21 protein-coding genes are annotated in these 20250 nt (G+C 67.5%); 9 read left to right on the forward strand and 12 right to left on the reverse strand.

What is annotated here, in order from left to right:
* Positions 1–78: 78 nt before the first annotated feature.
* Positions 79–1464 (reverse strand): uracil-xanthine permease family protein, encoded by a 1386-nt coding sequence (locus tag D8670_RS17045; RefSeq protein ID WP_121819333.1) that lies wholly within the window; start codon positions 1462–1464, stop codon positions 79–81.
* Positions 1465–1619: 155 nt separating this feature from the next.
* Here D8670_RS17045 and D8670_RS17050 point away from each other — a divergent pair, with 155 nt between their 5' ends.
* Entirely contained in the window at positions 1620–2837 is a 1218-nt protein-coding gene (locus D8670_RS17050; protein ID WP_121819334.1) for a molybdopterin molybdotransferase MoeA, read from the forward strand.
* A gap of 37 nt (positions 2838–2874) precedes the next feature.
* Here D8670_RS17050 and D8670_RS17055 read toward each other — a convergent pair whose 3' ends face one another.
* Positions 2875–4077: an MFS transporter gene (locus D8670_RS17055; RefSeq protein WP_121819335.1), complete on the reverse strand. Its 1203-nt coding sequence runs from the start codon at positions 4075–4077 to the stop codon at positions 2875–2877.
* A gap of 75 nt (positions 4078–4152) precedes the next feature.
* Positions 4153–5544: an NCS2 family permease gene (locus tag D8670_RS17060; protein ID WP_121819336.1), complete on the reverse strand. Its 1392-nt coding sequence runs from the start codon at positions 5542–5544 to the stop codon at positions 4153–4155.
* Between the two features lie 301 nt (positions 5545–5845).
* On the opposite strand from D8670_RS17060, the gene cofC reads away from it, so the two are divergent.
* Together cofC and D8670_RS17070 are read left to right on the forward strand one after the other, a co-directional pair.
* A complete protein-coding gene (gene cofC, locus D8670_RS17065; RefSeq protein WP_121819337.1) occupies positions 5846–6490 on the forward strand; it encodes a 2-phospho-L-lactate guanylyltransferase in 645 nt (214 codons plus the stop codon).
* 51 nt (positions 6491–6541) lie between these two features.
* Positions 6542–6922: a Rid family detoxifying hydrolase gene (locus tag D8670_RS17070; RefSeq protein ID WP_121819338.1), complete on the forward strand. Its 381-nt coding sequence runs from the start codon at positions 6542–6544 to the stop codon at positions 6920–6922.
* A 38-nt stretch (positions 6923–6960) separates the two neighbouring features.
* Here the strand turns inward: D8670_RS17070 and D8670_RS17075 are convergent, their stop codons facing one another.
* From D8670_RS17075 to D8670_RS17090, 4 genes are all read right to left on the reverse strand, one after another.
* Positions 6961–7221: a sulfurtransferase TusA family protein gene (locus D8670_RS17075; RefSeq protein WP_121819339.1), complete on the reverse strand. Its 261-nt coding sequence runs from the start codon at positions 7219–7221 to the stop codon at positions 6961–6963.
* Between the two features lie 159 nt (positions 7222–7380).
* Positions 7381–8709, reverse strand: a complete 1329-nt coding sequence (locus tag D8670_RS17080) for a 5'-deoxyadenosine deaminase (protein WP_121819340.1) — start codon at positions 8707–8709, stop codon at positions 7381–7383.
* 219 nt (positions 8710–8928) lie between these two features.
* Positions 8929–9111 carry a 30S ribosomal protein S17e gene (locus D8670_RS17085; RefSeq protein ID WP_121819341.1) on the reverse strand — a complete coding sequence of 61 codons (183 nt, stop codon included), beginning with the start codon at positions 9109–9111 and terminating at the stop codon, positions 8929–8931.
* Between the two features lie 207 nt (positions 9112–9318).
* Positions 9319–9561: a hypothetical protein gene (locus tag D8670_RS17090; RefSeq protein WP_162994341.1), complete on the reverse strand. Its 243-nt coding sequence runs from the start codon at positions 9559–9561 to the stop codon at positions 9319–9321.
* Between the two features lie 199 nt (positions 9562–9760).
* On the opposite strand from D8670_RS17090, the gene D8670_RS17095 reads away from it, so the two are divergent.
* Entirely contained in the window at positions 9761–9952 is a 192-nt protein-coding gene (locus D8670_RS17095) for a 30S ribosomal protein S17e (protein ID WP_121819343.1), read from the forward strand.
* A 262-nt stretch (positions 9953–10214) separates the two neighbouring features.
* On the opposite strand, the gene D8670_RS17100 is transcribed toward D8670_RS17095, so the two are convergent.
* A complete protein-coding gene (locus D8670_RS17100; RefSeq protein ID WP_121819344.1) occupies positions 10215–10592 on the reverse strand; it encodes a hypothetical protein in 378 nt (125 codons plus the stop codon).
* Between the two features lie 364 nt (positions 10593–10956).
* Here D8670_RS17100 and paaI point away from each other — a divergent pair, with 364 nt between their 5' ends.
* Positions 10957–11349, forward strand: a complete 393-nt coding sequence (paaI, locus tag D8670_RS17105) for a hydroxyphenylacetyl-CoA thioesterase PaaI (RefSeq protein ID WP_121819345.1) — start codon at positions 10957–10959, stop codon at positions 11347–11349.
* 20 nt (positions 11350–11369) lie between these two features.
* Here the strand turns inward: paaI and D8670_RS17110 are convergent, their stop codons facing one another.
* Positions 11370–12374 carry an LLM class flavin-dependent oxidoreductase gene (locus tag D8670_RS17110; protein WP_121819346.1) on the reverse strand — a complete coding sequence of 335 codons (1005 nt, stop codon included), beginning with the start codon at positions 12372–12374 and terminating at the stop codon, positions 11370–11372.
* 495 nt (positions 12375–12869) lie between these two features.
* On the opposite strand from D8670_RS17110, the gene D8670_RS17115 reads away from it, so the two are divergent.
* From D8670_RS17115 to D8670_RS17130, 4 genes are all read left to right on the forward strand, one after another.
* Entirely contained in the window at positions 12870–13565 is a 696-nt protein-coding gene (locus D8670_RS17115) for a hypothetical protein (protein WP_121819347.1), read from the forward strand.
* 243 nt (positions 13566–13808) lie between these two features.
* On the forward strand, positions 13809–15506 hold the full coding sequence (locus tag D8670_RS17120) for a thiamine pyrophosphate-binding protein (RefSeq protein WP_121819348.1): 1698 nt from the start codon (positions 13809–13811) through the stop codon (positions 15504–15506).
* Positions 15507–15574: 68 nt separating this feature from the next.
* Positions 15575–16537, forward strand: a complete 963-nt coding sequence (locus tag D8670_RS17125) for an NAD-dependent epimerase/dehydratase family protein (protein WP_121819349.1) — start codon at positions 15575–15577, stop codon at positions 16535–16537.
* On the forward strand, positions 16534–17382 hold the full coding sequence (locus D8670_RS17130; protein WP_233752259.1) for a class I SAM-dependent methyltransferase: 849 nt from the start codon (positions 16534–16536) through the stop codon (positions 17380–17382). Before D8670_RS17125 ends, D8670_RS17130 begins: the two co-directional genes overlap by 4 nt.
* 39 nt (positions 17383–17421) lie before the next feature.
* On the opposite strand, the gene D8670_RS17135 is transcribed toward D8670_RS17130, so the two are convergent.
* From D8670_RS17135 to D8670_RS17145, 3 genes are all read right to left on the reverse strand, one after another.
* Positions 17422–18006 (reverse strand): HD domain-containing protein, encoded by a 585-nt coding sequence (locus D8670_RS17135; protein ID WP_121819350.1) that lies wholly within the window; start codon positions 18004–18006, stop codon positions 17422–17424.
* Positions 18007–18014: 8 nt separating this feature from the next.
* Complete coding sequence (locus D8670_RS17140; RefSeq protein WP_121819351.1) at positions 18015–18731, reverse strand: EthD domain-containing protein; 717 nt, start codon at positions 18729–18731, stop codon at positions 18015–18017.
* A gap of 101 nt (positions 18732–18832) precedes the next feature.
* Complete coding sequence (locus D8670_RS17145) at positions 18833–20101, reverse strand: M24 family metallopeptidase (protein WP_121819700.1); 1269 nt, start codon at positions 20099–20101, stop codon at positions 18833–18835.
* Between the last annotated feature and the right edge of the window lie 149 nt (positions 20102–20250).

A 20250-nucleotide genomic window follows, 5' to 3' on the forward strand; every position in this document is an offset into this window, starting at 1 on the left:
CAGTTCGCCGATGAAATAGTTTGGTGTGAAATACCGTGCCACAACCGGCGACCCGGGACGGTCCTTCGGACGAACGGGTCAGTCCTCGCTCGTCGTGACCGCGTCCGGTCCCAGGTCGTCGTCGACGTCGCCCGAGACCTCGGCCGAGTCGATGTCGGTCTCCGACTCCCGCGGCACCAGCGTGTTGAGCACGATCGCCGCGATGGCGGTCATGATGATCGCGTTGCCGAAGAAGATGGTCGCGCGGTCCGGCAGCGCACTGAGCGCGTCGGGACGCACCTCCACGCCGAGACCGAGCCCGATCGACGTCGCGATGATCACCATGTTCCGGCGGTTCATCCGCTCGTTGAGGAAGATGAGGCGGAGGCCGCTGGACATGATCATGCCGAACATGACCAGCACCGCGCCCCCGAGCACCGCGCTCGGGATCGTCGTCACGACGGCGCTGACCTTCGGGATGAACCCGAGCACCAGGAGGACGGCGCCGCTGATGCCGACGACGTAGCGGCTCATCACGCCGGTGAAGTTGATGAGGCCGACGTTCTGGGAGAACGTCGTCAGCGGGAACGCGCCGAACAGCGCGCCGATCGCGCTGCCCAGCCCGTCGGTGAAGAGGCCGCCCGATATCTCCTCGTCCGTCGGGTTCCGGCCCTCCGCCGCTGTGATCCCCGAGATGTCGCCGATCGACTCGATCGCCGCCGTGATGTGGATCGCCGTGAACGTCAGGATCGGGATCGGTTCGAACGAGAACCCGAACTTGCCGGGGACGGGGAGCGCGAACCAGCCCGCCTCCGCGACCGGCGAGAAGTCCACGACGCCTAACGCGATCGCGGCGACGTAGCCCACGCCGATGCCGATGAGGATGCTCAGTATCCGCGCCGCGCCGTCGCTGAAGAGGTTCAGCCCGACGGTGACCCCCAGCACGAGCACCGCCAGCCCGATGTTGTGGTACGCGCCGTAGTCGGAGGCGCCTACCCCGCCGGCGGCGTAGTCCATCCCCACCGGGATCAGGTACAGCCCGATGATCATCACGATGAGGCCGGTGACGAGCGGCGGGAAGAACCGCTTGACCCGATCGAACTGCCAGCCGATGAGCACTTCGACTAGCGCCGCGATGACGATCGACCCGAACACTGCGTCGAGGCCGTACTGGGTGCCGACGGCTATCGACGCGCCGACGAAGGCGAAGCTCGTCCCCATCACGACCGGCAATCGCGCGCCGACCGGACCGATCGGGAACACCTGTACCAGCGTGGCCAGCCCCGAGAACACCAGTACCATCTGCACCAGGAACGACGTGTCCCCGGAACTCAGCCCGACACCGCCGCCGACGATGAGGGCCACCGCGGTCGCCGGCACGATCATCGCCGCGACGTGCTGAACGCCGAGGAAGAACGCCTTCAACGCCGGCGGTTTGTCTTCTAATCCGTACGCCAGGTCTATGGATCCGTCCCTCTCTGTCATGTGCTGCCGGTTAGCATAGACAGGAGACCAATATAAATTTCTTACCACTCATTTATAATTTGACATTATTATTCGTTTGCCAGCGAGCGCTTCGTCAGCGCGGTCGCACCGAACCGTCCGAAAACGGTTTGTAACCGGGATCGAGATCAGCTATCATGAGTCACGATCACGGGGTGATGTTGCCACGCTCGGACGCCGTGGACGAAGTTCTGGACCTCCTCGACGACGTCCTCGCCGACCGCGGGACGGTCGAGCGCCGCATCGAAGACGATGCGGCCGGGCGGTTGCTCGCCGAACCGATCGACGCGCCGCGGGACGTTCCGGCACACGACCACGCGACGATGGACGGCTACGCCGTCGACGCGACGGAGCCGTACCCGCTTTCCGTCGCCGGGGAGGTCTTCCCCGAGGACGAACCACCGTCGATGGCGGCCGGTGAGGCCGTCCGGATCGCCACCGGCGCGCCGCTGCCGGAGCGCGCGAACGCCGTCCTCAAGGTCGAGGAGGCGAGCGTCACCGACGGCGAACTCACCGGGAGCGCGCTCGACCCGGGGACCTACGTGTACGAGCGCGGCAGCAACGTCGCGGCCGGCGAGACGCTGTTTCGCCCCGGCGAGCGACTCTCCGCGAAGGACCTGATCCTGCTCAGAGACCTCGGTTTCGACGAGGTGAGCGTGTACGAGCCCTTCTCCGCGGGGCTGCTCGCGACCGGGTCGGAGATCCACGAGGGGACGACGCGCGACCTCGACTCCCCGATGCTGGCGGCGCTGGTCCGGTCCTGGGGCCACGACGCGACGATCGAGGGGACGGTACCCGACGAGTACGACCGGACGAGAGACCGGATCGCCGAACTGGCCGACGAGCACGACGTGGTCGTCACGACGGGCGGGACGAGCGTCGGGGAGAAGGACTACGTGATCCGGGCGCTCGAATCGCTGGGCGAGGTCCGCTTCCACCGCGTCAGGATCCGACCGGGGAAACCGATCGCCGTGGCGGATCTCCCCGACCACGACGCGGTGGCGTTCGCCATTCCGGGGAAACCGGTCGGCGCGCACACGGTAACGACGCTGGTCGCGCGCCCGTTCTTCGTCGGCGGGTCCGAACCGCTGCCGACGGTCGGTGCGACGCTGGCGTGCGACGTCGGCATCGGCACCGCCGGCTTCGAGTACGCCGTGCCGGTGACGCTGAACGACGGCGACGCCGTCCCGCTGGGGCACGTCGACTCCCCGCTGTCGGTCTACGACGAGACGTTCGACCCGAGCGTCCTCTCGTCGAGCACCCGCGCGACGCGGGCCGACGGGTTCGTGATCACTGAATCGGACCTCGCGGCCGGCGAGGAGGTGCGCGTGGTCCCCTACCCGGTCGTAGAGTGACGGTCACGGGGCGGGACCCGCCGGCCGCATCTGGCGGTCAGTCACGGCGGACGAGCGCGAGAAAGAGCGGGAGGCCGACGGCCAGCGACGCAGCCCCCCAGAACAGCAGCAGGAAGCGGTAGCCGGCCACGGCGTCCTCGAACGCGAGGCCCGCGACGCCGGTGAACGCGACGGGGCCGACGGTCTGCCCGAGCCAGAGAGTGCTCGTCAGGACGCCGAGCGTCCCCGCCCGGAGCTGGCCGGGGACGAGGCCGGCGGCCGTGGTGTTGAGCGACGGCATCACGAGGCCGAACCCCAGCCCGAAACAGAGGAGCATCCCGCCGACCGCCGCGATCGACGGTGCGGCCCGGACCCCGAGGAGGCTGATCCCGAACGCCGCGAACCCCAGCGCGATCAGCTCCTCCGGTTCGAAGCGGTGGGAGACGCGGCCGTACTGGGACGCCATGCTCGCGTTGGCGACCGAGACCGCACCGAACAGCAGGCCGATCCGCCCGGGCGATAGCCCGTACACGTCGCTCAGGAGCAGTGAGAGCGCGGTGAGCACGCCGCCGTAGAAGAGGAAGAACGTCAGGAACGCGGCCGCCCACAGGGAGAGCGCCTTCGGAACGAGCACCGCGGCCGCCATCCGCCGCAGATACCGACCGAACGCCGGGGGGTCCCCGATCTCGGGCTCCTCGAGCGTGACGAACGCGACGGCGCCGGCCGCGATCCCCACGCCGAAGAACGCGAACGGGGCGTTCCAGCGGACGCCGGCCAGCGCACCGCCGAGGAGGGGGTACGCGGCGGCGGCGACGCCGATGGCGCTGCCGTTCGTGCCCATGGCCGCGTCCCGCCGCTGCCCGTCGTAGAAGTCCCCGATCAGCGTGACCGCGAGCACCATCAGCCCGCTCCCGCCGACGCCCTGCAGGAACCTGAGGAGGAGCACGACGCGGAACGGCGGCGCGAGAGCGATGGCCCCGCCGGCGACGCCGAAGAGGAACAGTAGCGGCAGGACGACCGCGCGCCGCCCCAGCCGGTCGGACAGCAGGCCGACGAACGGCGTCAGGAACACACCCGGGAGCGTGTACGCCGTGATGAGCAGCCCCGCCCCCGCGTCGCCGACGCCGAACACCGATCGCAGGGTCGGCAGCAGCGGGCTGATGAGCGGCACGCCCATGATGCCGACGAGCGAGCAGGCGAGTACCGTCCGAAGCGCGCCGGATGAGTCGGTAGCGTCGGCGCGCTCTCGTGGTGGGGACATGGAGACGAAACGGGGTCGACGTTCGGGTCGGCGGTTCAGCCTCGGGCCGCGAGAGTCGGAACCGGGCCGCGAGCGTTACCCGACGACACCTCCGGACGTGACGTAGAAGTAGAGGACGAACGATCCGGCGAGGACCCACTGCGCGGCGTGGACGTCCTGCCGTTCGCCCTGCGCGGCCTTCACGATGGGGTAGCTGATGATGCCGGCGGCGATGCCGTTCGCGATGGACGCCGTCAGCGGCATCATCACCATCGTCAGGCCGCCCGGGACGAGCCAGCTGGACCGCTCCCACTCGACGTCGGTGATGCCCTGCAGCATGATGAGGCCGACGACGACGAGCGCCAGGTACGACGCGTACGTCGGGATGGCGGCGACGAGCGGGATGACGGCGAGCGACAGCAGGAACAGGACGCTGACCACGAGCGCGGTCATCCCGGTGCGTCCGCCCTCCTCGATCCCCGTGGAGCTCTCGACGTAGGTCGTCACCGTCGTCGTCCCGATCATCGCGCCGAACGTGGTCGCGACCGCGTCCGCCATCAGCGGCTTCTCCATCTCCGGGAGGTTCCCGTCGTCGTCGAGGAACCCGCCGAACTGGGAGACGCCGATGAGCGTCCCGGCGGTGTCGAAGAAGTCCACGAAGAAGAACGTGAACACCACGATGGCGAACGTCACGGGCTCGATGTTCTGGAACCCCTCGACGAACGCCCCGATCAGCGGCGTGATGTCGTAGTGGGGCTCGGGGACGCTCGACGGCGTGAGCAGCCCGTCGTTCACGACCCCGCCGAGCGTCAGCGCCCAGCCGGCGACCGCCGTGGTGAGGATACCGATGATGATCGACCCCGTCACGTCACGCGAGTACAGGACGAGCGTGAACGTCAGACCGGCGAGCGACAGGAGCGCGACCGGGTCGGAGGCGACGCTCCCCAGGGTGACCAGCGTCGTGTCGTGCGCGGTCGCCACGTTCATCTCTATCAGCCCGAGCAGGAGGAGGAACAGGCCGATGCCCGCCCCGACGGCGAACTTGACCGGTTGCGGGAAGAACTCGATGATGTACCGGCGCGCGCCGACCGTCGACATTGCCATGAAGATTATCCCCTCCACGAACACCGCCGCGAGGGCGGTCTGCCACGGCACGCCGAGCGTGATCACGACCGTGAACGCGAAGTACGCATTGAGCCCCATACCCGGGGCGAGACCGAACGGGCGGTTCGCGTAGAAGGCCATGACGGCCGTCCCGACGACCGCGGCGAGGATCGTCGTTATCGCGAGCATCTGGAACACCTCGCCGTCGGAGTACCCGTCGATGCTGATGGCCGCCGACAGGATCGCCGGGTTGATCACGATGATGTATGACATCGTGAGGAACGTGGTTATCCCGGCGATGACCTCCGTTTTCGTGTCGGTGCCGTACTGCTCGTAGTCGAAATAGTCCGCTACCCGTGACCGCTCCCCGCCAGTGTCTGCCATACGGGGTACGGTACCATGCTGGATAATAGAAGTTACGCATATTATGGAGCAAGATGATATAATCACAGACAAACGCACACCAATTGAAGTATTTGGCAAATGTGTACCCACATCCGAGCCCGATCCGCGTACGATACCGATAGACGGCAGTACGCGTAGCGGCCGGCAGTGCCGGTTCGACGAATGTGGGAACGAGTGCGAGCGAGTCGGGAATGTGCGATCTTTGTGAACGGATGGCTAGATGTGCGAGCGAGTCGGCGGCGCGATTATGTAGTCGCGCCGTCGACCCCGAAACGACCCCATGCGAGTTATCGTTCCCTACGACGGGCGAGACCCCAAGACGAGGCTGTCCCCGGTACTCGACGAGCGCGAGCGGAAACAGTTCTCGCGAGCCATGCTTCGGGAGGTCCTCTCCGTCGTCCGTCGCGTCGGCGCGAACCCCCTCGTTGTGTCGCCGACGTCACTCGATATCGAGGACTGTCCGGTACGCGTCGACGACCGCAGCCTGTCCCGAGCCGTCAACGCGGCGCTTCGGTCCTCGTCGGGACCGACGGCTGTCGTCATGGCCGACTTGCCTCTGTTGACGCCAGAAGCACTGCGAGAACTGCTGACCCGCACCGGCGACGTCGTGCTCGCCCGCGGGTGGGGCGGCGGGACGAACGCGCTCGTCTCGCGGACGAACGAGTTCGCCGTCGACTATCACGGCCACTCGTACCTCGACCACCGGGCCGCCGCCGACGAGGTCGGGGCGACGGTCGCCGAAGTCGACTCGTACCGACTCGCCACGGACGTGGACGAACCCGACGACCTCGCCGAACTGCTGTTGCACGGCGACGGCCGCGCGACCCAGTGGCTACGCGAGCAGGGGTTCCATCTGAGCGCCGGGGCCGGGCGGTGTGACGTACAGCGGGCGGGGACTGAAGTCGCGGACGGCACTCCACGGTAGTCGTCCTTGTCCGGGGGAATCGTTAAGGGGAGCTACGGAGACGACGTTCGTATGAAGCGAGTTATCAACTCGTCGGAAGCACCGGAGGCGGTCGGCGCGTACAGTCAGGCGACGACGAACGGCGACGTCGTGTTCACCGCGGGGCAGATACCGATGACGCCCGACGGCGAGTTGCTCGACGACGAGCCGATCGCCGCGCAGGCAGAGCAGTCGCTCTCCAACATCCAGGGGATCCTCTCCGAGGAGGGCCTGGACATGAGCGACATCCTGAAGGTGACGGTGTTTCTGGACGACATCGAGGACTTCGACGAGATGAACGAGACGTACGCCGAGTTCTTCGACGGCGAACCGCCGGCTCGCAGCGCCGTCGAGGTGGCGAACCTGCCGAAGGGCGTCGGCGTCGAGATCGAGGCGATCGCAGCGAGTAACTGAGCGGCGCGGCCCGCGATCGGACCGTTTTCACCGCGAATTCAGGAGGTTTCCGGCGCCGCGTTTTCGGGGTTCGCGGCGCTTGGCACCCGGATCCGGAGGGCGAAGTCCGTCTCCGGGTCCCGGACCGGCGCGGACGACACGTCGAACCCGTGCTTGTGACACGACCGCCGGATGCTGCGCTCCGCCGGGGGGTAGTCACCGACGACCCGGAGCTCCTCTCCGGGGTCGAGCTCCGCCAGACAGCGCCGGACGATCAGCACCGTCTGGGGACACACTGTTCCGCTCACGTCGATCTCCATGTGTCACGGGTGCGCACGGACGACCATAATCCTGTCCCCGGTCGGAGCGTGGTTGCGTCGTTCTCAACCGAGCGCGGAGGCTGCGTGTACTCCGCGTGGTCGATAGGTAAACGCGAAGAGAACGGATCAGAGACTCGGTTACGAGGGGGCTCGGCCGTCCTACGGTTTGACTTCCTTCGCGGCGTCGCGGTGCTCCTCCAGAGAGAGGCCGACGTCGCTCGCGCGCTGGCGGATCGCGTCGGCGTCGACGGTCGCCACCTCGCCGTCGTCGACGAGCACCTCGCCGTCGACCATCGTGAACCGCACGTCGTCGCCGTGCGCGGCGAACACGAGATGCGAGAGGACGTCGTGCAGCGGCGTCGCCCGCGTCACGTCCGTGCTGAGCCCGACGATGTCGGCTCGCCAGCCCTCGCGGATCGCGCCGAGGCGGTCGAAGCCGGCGGCTTTCGCCCCGTTTATCGTCGCCATCTCGAAGATCTCCTTCGCCGGGGTCGCGGTCGGGTCCAGCCGGTCCACCTTCTGCAGGAGGCTCGCCTGGCGCATCTCGGTGAACGGGTCGAGCGTGTTGTTGCACGGCGGGCCGTCGTTGCCCAGCGCGACGTTGATGTCCCGGTCGAGGTAGTCCCAGACGGGCGCGATGCCGCTCGCCAGCTTCATGTTCGAGGAGGGGCAGTGGGTGACGTGCGTCCCCGTCTCGGCGAGGACCTCCCGTTCGCTCTCGTCGGTCCAGACGCAGTGGGCCAGCACCACGTCCTCACCGGTGAGCCCCACCTCGTCCAGCCAGTGGATGTTCCGCATGCCCGTGTCCTCCTTGACCGTCTCGATCTCGCTCTGGTTCTCGCTGGCGTGCGTGTGGATCCTGACTCCGTCGTACTCGTCCGCGAGCTCGCGAGCGCCGCGGAGACACTCCTCCGTACACGACACCGCGAACCGCGGCGTCACCGCGTACCGGATGCGGTCGTCGAACGACCCGTGGTACTCCTTGATGAGCCGCTCCGACTCGTCGAGCGCGTCCTCGGTGTCCTCCTGTAGCCCTCGGGGCGACCGCTGGTCCATCATCACCTTCCCCAGGACGCCGCGGATCCCGATCTCGCCGGCCGCCTCGAACGCCTGGTCCGCGTGGGCGACGGAGAGGTGGTCGACGCAGGTGGTCGTCCCGCTCTCGATCATCTCCAGGTAGCCCAGTTCGGCGGCCACCGACATCTCCTCGGCGGAGAGCGACGCCTCCATCGGGAGGATGTAGTCGAAGAGCCAGTCCAGTAGCTCGGTGTCGTCGGCGATGCCCCGCCCCAGGCTCTGCACGGAGTGGATGTGGCCGCCGACGAGGCCGGGGAGGAGCACGTCGTACTCCCGCCGCTCGTGCTCCGGGTAGCGCTCCGCAAGCTCCTCGTGGTCCCCCACGGCCTCGATCTGAGACCCCTCGACCACGACCGCGCCGTCGTGGACGACGGTGGTCGAATCGGCCACCACGGTTCCGGCTAATAACATACGTCTTCGAGAAGCCGATCCACCGTGAAAAACTTTGCTTCCGGGGCCGAGCCCGCGTACGGCGGCGAACGCGGACGGCTTCCGCGGATCGGTAGCCAACGAGATTCGGCTACGAGAATTAACACCCTTAGCCCGTTTAACGTTACGGCCCGTACACGGGCGAGTCGTTCGGGCGAACCGGACTGGTACGACTCCCCAGACGCGGACTCGGGGCGGCAGTTACGGTCCGACCTTCTTCCTCGTGATGTACCCCGCGATGCGGTTGCGGAGTCGGATAGACCCGACGTTGGTCATCTTCGTCACCATCTGCTTGTTCTTGCTGAACTGCCCGGAGAAGGAGTCCGGATGCTGTCGCAACAGCCTGTCGCCGACACTGATGATGTCCTCTGGATCGGCCGTCATGGACCGATATCTTCGGGGATAGCAATCTTAAGTGCTTTGTTCGCAGAGGTCTGGACCGCCGCGTTCGCGCTGGCTGCAGCCTGGGCCATAGAGGTTTCCCGTCGCTCAGGAGGCGTAGAGGGACGGGAAGGAAGCCCGGGGTGGCGCCGCCGCGAACCGTGGAGCGTCAGTCAATGAGGGCCGGACTGACTGGCCGACACGGGACTATCAGGCGGAAACGGACCCGCTGACGCGCGGGTCCGAGAGCTGGACGTCGTAGTACTCGACGAACTTGATCAGGTCGTACGTCACCAGTTCGGTCGCGACGTCGGGGTCGACGCCCGCGACTATCTCCTGGTCGACCATCTCCACGAGACAGTCCTTCGCCTGCTCGGACAGTTCGTCGAAGTGGCACACCTGCGTCTGATCGGCGGCGGGCTCTGCGCTCGAAACCGTGACTCTTAGTGTCATGGTAGTCGCTCGCAAGACAGTAGCGACCGCCGGGTAATCAAGATACCGGCGACACACGCGGTTGCCCATCCGAGGTTGCGTTTGCTCGGATCGCCTCGCAATGCCTCATCACTGCGACACCACATCGGGCGCCGCAGCGAGGCACAGATCTCGCAGACGTTTGCCAAAGAACTATGGCCAGTGATAACGACTGACACCTATGGCATCGAACTCGAACGAGATCATCAACATCGGCGAGTCGCTCATCGAGCGGCACCCGGACTCGTTCACCGAAGACTTCGAGGAGAACAAACACCGGGTCGAACAGCTGACGGACGTCGAGGCGAAACGCGTACGAAACCGGATCGCGGGGTACATCACGAGGAAGAAGAAAGAACGCGTCCTGCAGTGATCCGGGTCCGGCGTTTCGCGTCGGCTACGCCGCGGCCGGCATCTGTACTCTCTCCCCTCCACGGAACGCTACATCGGCGTGATCGCCGCCCGTACTCGCGCGCCGCCTGAAGGAGACAGTGATGTGAACGGCGGCTCGGCGGTCGAGCGGCCGTCCGTCCGGGAAGAGACGGTCGACGCCCCTATACTTTCAGGCTCGCACGTCGCACTCGTCGCTTGGCAAACGCCGTGGCAGGTTCCGGAACCGACGAACCGCGTCACCTTCACTCCGATGCCGTGAGTGACTCCCCGAGGAAGACGGCGACGGCGATGACGAGAAACGCCGCGAGTAGTAGCTCCTGGCGGTGATACAGACTGTCGACGCTGTAACCGATCATCAGACAGCCCGCGGCGACCTCGTAGTAGGTGCTCGTCCGGACCCGATGAGCGGAGCCGAGAACGAACAGGACGAACGCCGCGGCGGCGATCAGCGCGATCACCGGTCCCTCGGAGTAGCTCCCCGCAGCGAGCAGTCCGTACACGACGTACCCGTAGAGGAGAGCCGCGACGAACCAGCCGGAGTTCGCGAGGACCGTCTTGTTGCGCGAGAGTTGCACCAACGCGCCGTCGTTCGCCGCGCCGGTCCGGAGTGAGCCGAGCATGGGATGTGCTATTGCGTGTCGTACTATAATGGTTTGTCCTCGGATCCCGATCCTCGTTCGCCGAGATGTCGTGCCGGCGGTAGGACCGGTTACTTCCACGGTTGCTCTACGATCCTTCTTTAAACTCCAAGATCGGCGTGAGGCGCTCGTATTTCCCGTATTTTCGTCCCATACCGTTTTTCACCGATCGAACCGCATCAGCTCCACGAACCGTAGAGCTGGTCACGCGTCTAAGAGAGCCGAATCTGCCGTCACGAAACTGTTTCTCGGAGGGGGCACCCCCGTTTTGACCACCGCTGGATTCCGATCGTTCCCATCACTGATTCGCCGGTACCTTCTTTGGCCGGCCCGGCGACGACCGAGTATGACCGAGGCGGACGAGACGGTCCGGGCGCGCATCGCCGACGACCCCTTCTGCGAGTCGGTGGGGATAGAGCTCGCGTCGCTCGAACCCGGTCGCGCGGAGACGACGCTCACCGTCGAGGAGCGACACCTGAACTTCCACGGGACGCCGCACGGGGGCGCGGTGTACGCGCTGGCAGACGCGGCGTTCGCCGCGGCGTCGAATAGCCGGGGCGAGACCGCGGTAGCGCTCGAGACCAACGTCTCGTACCTCGCGGCGGCCGAGGTGGGAGACCGGCTCACCGCCGTCGCCGAGGAGACCCACGCCGGCGACAGCACCGCCGAGTACGGGGTGGATGTCTCCACAGAGGACGAGCGGGTCGCCACGTTCCGGGGACGGGTGTACAAGCCCTAAGTCGCAGGGATGGAGACGGCTCAGTCCAATCGCGGCGCGACCTCGGATCCGAGACGGTCGATGCAGTCGAGCATCGCGTCGGTCCCGATCCCCGGATGGTACGTCCGGAAGATGAAGTGGACGTCGTCGCCGAGCGCGTCGCGGTACGTCTCCAGTTCGTCGACGACCTCGTCCGGTGCCCCGAAGATCGCCTGCTCCTTCAGCTCCCGCTTTCGCTCCTCGTCGAGTTCGTCGACCGGCTCGCCGGAGAAGATCTCGGCGTAGCGGCGCTGGAGGAAGAAGTAGCCGTCGCGCATCCGCTCCCAGGCGTCCTCGCGCGAGTCTCCGACGAACCCGTGCTGGAGGACGTACACTGTGAAGTTGCCGTCGAGGCCCTCCTCATGTCGAACGCGCCGAATGTCCTCGACGCGCTTGCGGATGCCCTCGACGGAGAGCGCGGAGGGGGCGCACCACGCGTCGGCCGTCCTCGCGGCCCGCCGCACCGCCGGTTTCGCCGCGCCACCGAGCATGATCGGAACGTTGTCGTCCGGCTTGGGTGTGACCGACACGTCGGGGTCGGCGTCGTGGAACGCCGACTCGCGGTCGATCGGTCCCGGCGACCACGCGCCGCGGAGCACGTCGACGGCGTCTTCCAGCCGGTCGGCGCGCTCCTCGACCGGCACGCCGAACCCCTCGAACTCCCGCGGGTTCGACCCGATGGCGAGGCCCAGCGTCGTCCGCCCGCCCGAGAGCAGTGACACCGTCGCCGCGTCCTCCGCGAGGCGGACCGGGTCGTACAGCGGCGCCAGCGCGACGCAGGTGCCGATCTCTATCTCACTGGTCTCGGCGGCGAGCGCTCCCAGCGCCGGCATCGTCCCCGAGAGGTAGCCGTCCGGCTGGAAGTGATGCTCCGACACCCACGCGCTCGCCAGGCCGGCGTCGTCTATCGCCCGCCCGAGCGTCAGCATCTCTTCGTAGATCTCGCCCGTCGACCGGTCGTCGTCGGGCCGTCGCTGGCACGTGAACAGGCCGGTGCCGATCTCCATACGGAGTACCTCCGGATCGACCGGCATAATTCTTCGGTCCCGAGGGGGCCGACGTGCGTAGGACCACGCCGCCATCTGAGAAGAACAGTGTTCGAAACACTCGAACGTAGGGACAGGAGCGGGTCTCACGGCGACCGCAAGAACGCCTTTCCCGGTCGAACGCGCAGCCAAAGTTACGACGATCGGAGTGGGCGGTATTCCTAATATTCGAGTTACTCGAACGAGTGAGGACGCCGACACATTACAGGTATAATTCTGTAAAGCCGCCCGCTCGCGGTATCGGATCCCGGCATACAGAGCGAACCAGATACGTCGCGGGAAACTAGGACGTCGCCCGATTCAGGGGCTCTTCGACGCGACGAACTGCTGTCCGCCCGTAAGGAGAACCGATCGGAACCGCGCGCGGAGGAGCGCGGTCCGAGGGTATCCTGGGCGTTTCGTTCTTTCGAACGAAGGGAAAAATACATATTGCACGCCCGTTGATACTGCGGCGACATGAACGAAACGACACAGTTCGGATCGAAAACCGCTCTCGGGACGCAGAACGTCTCGCGGATCGTGGGGATAGCCACGGGACTCGTCACGTTCAACGTCGTGTTGATGCTGGTCCTCTCGTACACCCCGGTGGCGGGTATCGGGCTGCTCCTGTTCTCGAACTTCTTCGTCGGCATCGCGGTGTTCGCCGTCACGGTCGGTGGCGGGTTCTGGATCGCCAGCAAGGGGACCGAAAAAGGGAGCCTCCCGCTCGCCGGCGCAGGCGTCGCGCTGACGCAGGCCGGCTACTCCCTGATCGGGTCGGCGATCCTCCTGCTGGCGCCGTCCGGGAGTCGCGTGCTCGCGATCGGCGTCGCCGCCGTCGTCACGGGGGCGATCACGGCGGGCGTCGTGGTCGTCGTGTTCAACACGGCTCGGTCGTTCGAGGGGTGGCAGCGGTACGCGGGCGGGCTGTTCATCGGCGGCTTCGCGCTTGGCGCTGTCGGCTACTTCGTGAACCCGACGCTCGTCGTGGTCGCCGGCCTGCTGTTCTTCCTCGGGTTCGTCGTCGACCTGACCTACGAGGTCTGGGCGGTACGCGAGAACCGGTTCGCCAGCAACCTCCGGAACGCCATCGGCATCTACGTCGCCGTGATGGGCGTGTTCATCCACGTCCTCCAGTGGGTGATCCGGATGCTGTCGATACTCGACAACTGACTCCCGCACCGCGAACGGCTCTCCTCGCCGTCTGACCCGACCGGCCGGATCTCCGAGCGACCGAAGCGGCCATTCGAAAGAGCCGAACGGAGATCGTCCATGTCGTCGCCCAGGCCGGGGGTAAAGCCAAAGTGACCCGGCGGGGAACTCGGTACCATGCCCGACCAGCCTCTCCCTTCCGCGGAGCGACAGTCGCGCGGCTCTGCCGCGAAAGCGTACGGCGTCGCCGGGGGGATCTGACCGATGGAGACGAGCGAGCGCCTCGTCGAGACCCTCTCCGCCCTCGACGTGGACCGCGTGTTCGGCTACCCCGGCGGCCGCGTCATCGAACTGTTCGACGCGCTCCCGGAGTCGGACGTGGACGTAGTCCGGCCGCGCGACGAGCGCGAGGCGAGCGTGATGGCGGAGATGCACGGCCGGCTGACGGGAGAACCCGGCGTCCTCGCCGGACAGGGACCCTGGATCGGTAGCCTCGGCGGCATCGGCCAGATGGAGGCGCGGCTGGGGTCGTCGCCGATGGTGACGATCACGGAGGCGTCCGAGCGCGGCGACTACTCGACGGTCGCGCCGTACCAGCAGTCACGCGGCGACTACGGCGGCCTCGAACTGCCGAAGATCCTCGACGCCATCACGAAGGAGCACTGGTTCCCCCGCTCGCCGACGGAGACCGTCCGGAGCCTCCAGCTGGCGTTCAAACACGCCGTGGCGGGCCGACCGGGGCCGACGGCGGTGATCCTCGACGGCGACGCCGTCACCGAGGAGTTCCCGGAGGAAGCCGTTCCGCCGGTGTGGGACGACCGCGAGCAGACGCGGACGTGGCAGTCGAGACCGACCGCGGAGGACGTCGCCGCCGCCGCCGAAGCGCTGGCCGACGCCGAGCGGCCGGTCATCGTCGCGGGCAACGGCGTCCACGCGGCGAACGCGTACGACGAACTCCGCGAGGTCGCGGAGGCGTACGACGCCGCCGTCGCGACCTCCTACCTCGGCAAGTCGACGGTCCCCGAGACGCACCCCCTCGCGGCGGGCGTCATCGGCTCGTTCGGCCACGAGGGCGCGAACCGCGTCGTCAGCGAGGCCGACGTCCTCCTCGTCGTCGGCTGTCGGCTCAACCCCATGGACACGAACTGGCAGGCCCCGGAGTTCATCCGGCCGGACGAACAGACGATCGTCCACGCCGATATCGACTCGCGCAACGCGGGGTGGGTCTACCCCGCCGACGTCGGACTCATCGGCGACGCCGCCGAGAGCCTTCGCGAACTCGCCGCGGCCGGCGGCGACAACGACTGGGCGGAAGCGCGGGCGGCCGACGCCCGGGAGTCGTTCAGCGCGCCCGAGTGCGAGTCGGACGCCTCGCCGATCCTCCCCCAGCGCGCCGTGAAGGAGATCGAAGCGGTCGTCGACGAGGACACGGTAGTCACGGCGGACTCGGGGAACAACCGGTTCTGGCTGCTGAACTACCTCCAGACGCCCGCCGTCCGGACCTACTTCGGGAGCGGCGGCGTCGGCGGGATGGGGTGGGCCACCCCCGCAGCGGTGTCGGCTGCGCTCGCGACCGGCGACGACGTAGACGTGATCGGCGTGGCCGGCGACGGCGGGTTCGCGATGACGATGACGAGCGTCGAGACGGCGGTCGAACACGGCGTCGCGCCGACGTTCGTCGTCCTCAACGACACCAGCCTCGGCATGGTCCGCCAGATGCAGGACGGCGCCGACGACATCGCCGGCGTCGAGTTCCACGATACCGACTTCGTCCGCGTCGCGGAGGCGCTCGGGGCGACCGGCGTCCGGGTGACGACGCCCGACGAACTCGGCGACGCCCTGCAGGACGGGAAGCGGGCGGACGTGCCGACGGTCGTCGACGTCCGGATCGACCGCGGCCAGGACATGGCCGAGACGCTCCAGTCGTCGTTCTACGCGTCGGTCGGCGGCCTTCACGAGTAAAGCGTCGGCCGGCGGACGTGCGAATCGCGAGAAACACTTTTCATCCTCGACACGGGAGAACGGATCACATGTCGCCATCGACAGTGCTCGTCACCGGCGGTACCGGATTCATCGGGTCGTACGTGGCCAGGGACCTCGTGGAACAGGGCCACGACGTGGTCGCGTACGACCTCTCGACGGACACCGACATCCTGGAGAAACTCGGCATCGCCGAGGACGTGACCGTCCGGCGCGGCGACGTCACCGACCCGACGGACGTGGTGCGCGCGGTCCGAGAGACGGGGACGACGCACGTCGTCCACCTCGCCGCCCTGCTGACGAACGCCGCCGAGGAGAACCCGCGGGCGGCGATGACGGTCAACGTCGAGGGGACGAACAACGTGTTCGAGGCGGCGCGCACGCTCGACGACCAGGTCGAGCGCGTCGCATGGGCGTCGAGCGCCGCCGTCTACGCCCCGCCGGAGAACTACGACGACTGGGTGACCGAGGACGACCTCGTCAGGCCCGACACGCTGTACGGTGCGACGAAGGAGTACAACGAGCACCAGGCCCGGGTCTACCGCGAGGAGTTCGGCGTCTCCGACGTTGCGCTCCGCCCGACCGTCGCGTACGGCCCCTACCGCGAGACCGGTGGCTCGGCCTTCCTCGCGAACATCGTCGAGAAGCCGGCGCTCGGGGAGTCGTTCAGCGTCGACTACGGCGACCAGGCCATCGACTGGCAGCACGTCGACGACATCGCGCAGGCGTTCCGTCGCGCCGCGTTCGCGCCCGAGGAGGACCTGAGCCAGCGCGTGTACAACGTCCGCGGTGAGCTGGCAACTATCCGCGAGGCGGCGGAGACGGTGCAGGAGATCATCCCGGACGCCGACCTCACCGTCTCGGACGAGGGCGAACTCCCCTGGACGCAGAACCTCGACATGAGCAAAGCGCAGGAGGACCTCGGGTACGAGCCCGAGTACGACCTCGAACGCGGCTTCCGGCAGTACATCGACGTGCTCCGGGAGGAGGCCGGACTCGAACTGCTCGGATGACCGAAGACGCCGACGACTCCGACGCCCATGGCGACCACGCCGGCGACGCCGACCGCACCGGCGACCGCGAGACCTTCGCCAGCGCCGAGTCCTACTACGCCGAGTACCGCCCCGGCTACGGCGACGACGCCCTCCGATACCTCCGCGATCGATTCGACCTCGGCGAGGGCGACCGCGTCCTCGACCTCGGCTGCGGCGCGGGGCAGATCGCCGTTCCGGTGGCGGCGCACGTCGGCGAAGTCGTGGGGATGGACCCTAACGAGGCGATGCTGCGGGAGGCACAGGAGCGAGCCGACGCGGTCGGCAGGGACAACGTCGAGTGGGTCGTCGGGTCCGACGCGGACCTCTCCGACGAGCTCGGCACCTTCGCGCTCGCGACGATGGGCCGGTCCTTCCACTGGATGGACCAAGAGGCGACGCTGGAGACGCTGCACTCGCTGATCGAACCGGGCGGCGGCGTGGCAATCCTCAACGACGAGGAGTGGTTCACGCGGGGGACGCGGGCCTGGCAGGACGACGCGTACGACCTCGCCGCCGAGTACCTCGACGACCTGCCCGAACGGACCGGTCCGGTCGACTACTCAGACGACCCGTGGGACGAGCTAATAGCGTCGTTCGGGTTCGTCGACGTGGAGACGGAGACCTGCCGGGCGGAGCGCGAGTGGACCGTCGACGAGGTGGTCGGCTACGTCTTCTCGCTGTCGTTCTGCGCACCCGAGAGATTCGCAAACGAGGCGGAGCAAGAAGCCTTCGAGGCGGCCCTGCGCGACCGTCTGCGGAACAGGGCGGAAGAGACGTTCAGCCAGACCACCGCAGTGACGGTGATCACGGGCCGGCGGGAGTGAGGCCCCGGACCGCCGGGGCATTGGGCCGGCGGGGTCCCGTTACTGCGTCTGCGAGTACTCGTCGACCCACTCCTGGAGGCTGATCCCCATCGCGGCCTGCGTGATGGCGTTGGAGGAGGCGGAGTTGGCGCTCTTGACGAGTTCCGCTTCGAGCGTTCGGGTGGGAATCTCACCGATGAAGTGCGGGATCGCGCGCTGGACCGCGAGCGGACAGCCGACCTCGTGGGCGAGCGCGTAGCCCGACATGGAGTGGGGGATCTCGTCCGTGGCGTACTCGGGGTCCGGGTCGACCAGTTCGTCGTCCACGTGGTCGACGTACTCGTAGCACTTGCCCACGTCGTGGAGCAGACAGGCAGCGCGGACCACGTCGAAGTCGGGGTCCGCGCCGTGGAAATCCCGCTGCTGCTCGGCCGCGTCGACCGCGATGCGGGTCACCCCGCGGACGTGCTCGACGTTCGTCACCTCGTGGATGTTCCACGCGTACGGAACGTCGGAGATATCGCGCCAGCCGCCGCGGGCGAGGCCGAGCCGCCACGCCTCCACCACCTTCTCGCGGAGGTCGTCGTCCTCGATGTCCTCGAGTTCGGGGAACGCGTCGCGGACCTGCTGGTCGTGGTCAGTCATCTGGAGACTCAGGTCTCGTCCTTCTGCACCGTCTCGCGGCCGATGAACCGCGGGCGCTCCTCGACCGCGAGGAAGTTGTCCACGTCCTCGCGGGCCTCCTTGGCCTTGCCGCGGTCGGGGTCGTAATCCCGCGACCCCTCGCTCCCCAGCGCGTCGTAGAGCGCGTCGAGGTCCTCGAAGTACAGTTCGGCGACGCCGTCGAATTCGGCGTTCTCCGGGTCGGTCGGGAGGACGGTCGCGTACCGGACGACGCCCTCGATCTCTCGGGCGATGGGCGTGTGGTTCTCTTGCCAGTAGTCCACGAACTCCTCGTGAGTCATCCCCTGCTGACGTACGAGGAACGCGGAGTGCTTGTACAGCCCGGTGGTGTCGCCGTCGGTCTCGTCCTTCTGGACGATCTCCTCGCCGATGAACCGGGGTCGTTCCTCCACCGCGAGGAAGTTGTCCACGTCATCGCGGGCCTTCGCCGCGACCTCCTTCGTCGGGTCGTAGTCGCGGCTCCCCGGGCTACCGAGCGCGTCGTGGAGGTCCTCCAGATCCTCGAAGTACAGTTCCGCGAGGCCGTCGAACTCCGCGTGCTCCGGATCCGTCGGGAGGACGGTCTGGTACCGCGACACCCCCTCGATGTCGCGGGCGATCGGCGTGTGTTCGGTCTGCCAGTAATCCACGAACTCGCCGTGGTCCATCCCCTCCTTGCGGACAAGCAGGGCTACGTGCTTGTACATGCGTTCACCCGAGTCGTCGCCGTCTCGGATTATAAATCATTGGCCTCCTCGCGGTACGACGAGGCGCGCGGTACGACCGCGACCCGAAAGCAAGCGCGGCGTCAGTAGTCGATCCGCGTTATCTCCTCGACGGGCCACTGGCTGAGGATCTCGACGCCGTTCTCGCGGACGACGACCATCTCCTCGACGCGCACGCCCTGATTCTCGGCGGGCTGCATCGTCTCGACGGCCATCGTCATCCCCTCCTCGATCTCGATTGGGTGGTCGGGGGAGAGCCCCCGCCAGATGAGCGGCACCTCGTACAACTGGAGGCCGAGGCCGTGCGCCCAGTGGTTGGTCGTCATCTGCCAGAACTCGTCGGCGTCGTACCAGTCCATGTGCTCGCCCTCCTCGTCGGGGAACCCCTGACAGATCTCGTCGGTCGTCGCTCCGGGTTCGATGCGTTCGAGCACGTCGTAGAGATCGTCTCGGGCCTTCTCGTAGGCGTCCTGCTGGGCCTGCGTCGGTTCGCCCATCGAGAACGTCCGGTAGTAGCAGGAGCGGTAGCCGAGGTAGCCGACGTTGTAGAAGTCCGCGTAGACGATATCTCCGGGCCGGATCGCGCGGTCGGTCGTGTTCGCCTGATGCTTCGGCCACGTGTTCGGCCCGGACGTGACGTAGCCGCCCTGGACCATCGCGCCGTGACGCCACAGTTCGCGGACGGCGTCGCCCCACACCTCCGACTCCCGGACGCCCGGGCGGGCGCTCTCCTTGATCGCCTGGAACCCCGCCTCGCAGATGGCCGCGACCATCCGCAGGCACTCGATCTCGTCGCGTGTCTTCACCTTGCGCGCGTCGTGCATCAGGTCGACGCACTCCTTCGTGCGGACCTCCACGTCGTTGTTCTCGAACGCGGAGATGAGGCCCCGATTGCCCACGTCGATGCCCATCGGCTCCTTGTCGACGCCGTACTCGGCCATCGCCTCGGTGACGATGTCCGCCATCTTCTGTTTGAGCCAGTCCCGCGCGGAGTCGCGGCCGGACGCCCGCGGGACGTTGCCGAGGCCGGGGCAGGCGTACCGGATATCGTTCAGCCACGGGCAGTTGTACCGCTGGTTGCTCGCGTGGTCGGCCGTGTCCCAGTGGACCACGTCGCCGTCCTCCGTCAGCAGGGTGTAGTGGTCCGCGCCGGACCCGCCCGTCATGGCGAGGCCGGTGACGTAGCGGATGTTGGGGTCGGAGACGAGGAGCACGCTCCCCAGTTCGCTGTCCCGCAGTCGTTCGAGCGCCCGCTCGTACCGCTCTCGCCGGAGGCGCTTGACGTCGATACGCTCCTCCCAGTCGACGGCCTGGGTGCCGCGAGTCCCCTCCATGAAGTCCCGCTGGTACAGCGTCATACGGATCCTACCGACGCCGTAGCGGCACTAAGAACCACCGGTACGGGGGCTGCGTGATCGCCTGACCGCCGGCGTGGGAACAGCCGACCGCCGCCTCGCGGCCGCGGAGGCGGTGCGGGGGGTCGGGAGGAGGGGAGCGCGAG

Origin of the sequence: Halostella limicola (assembly GCF_003675875.1) — an archaeon.
Taxonomy (GTDB): domain Archaea; phylum Halobacteriota; class Halobacteria; order Halobacteriales; family Natronoarchaeaceae; genus Halostella; species Halostella limicola.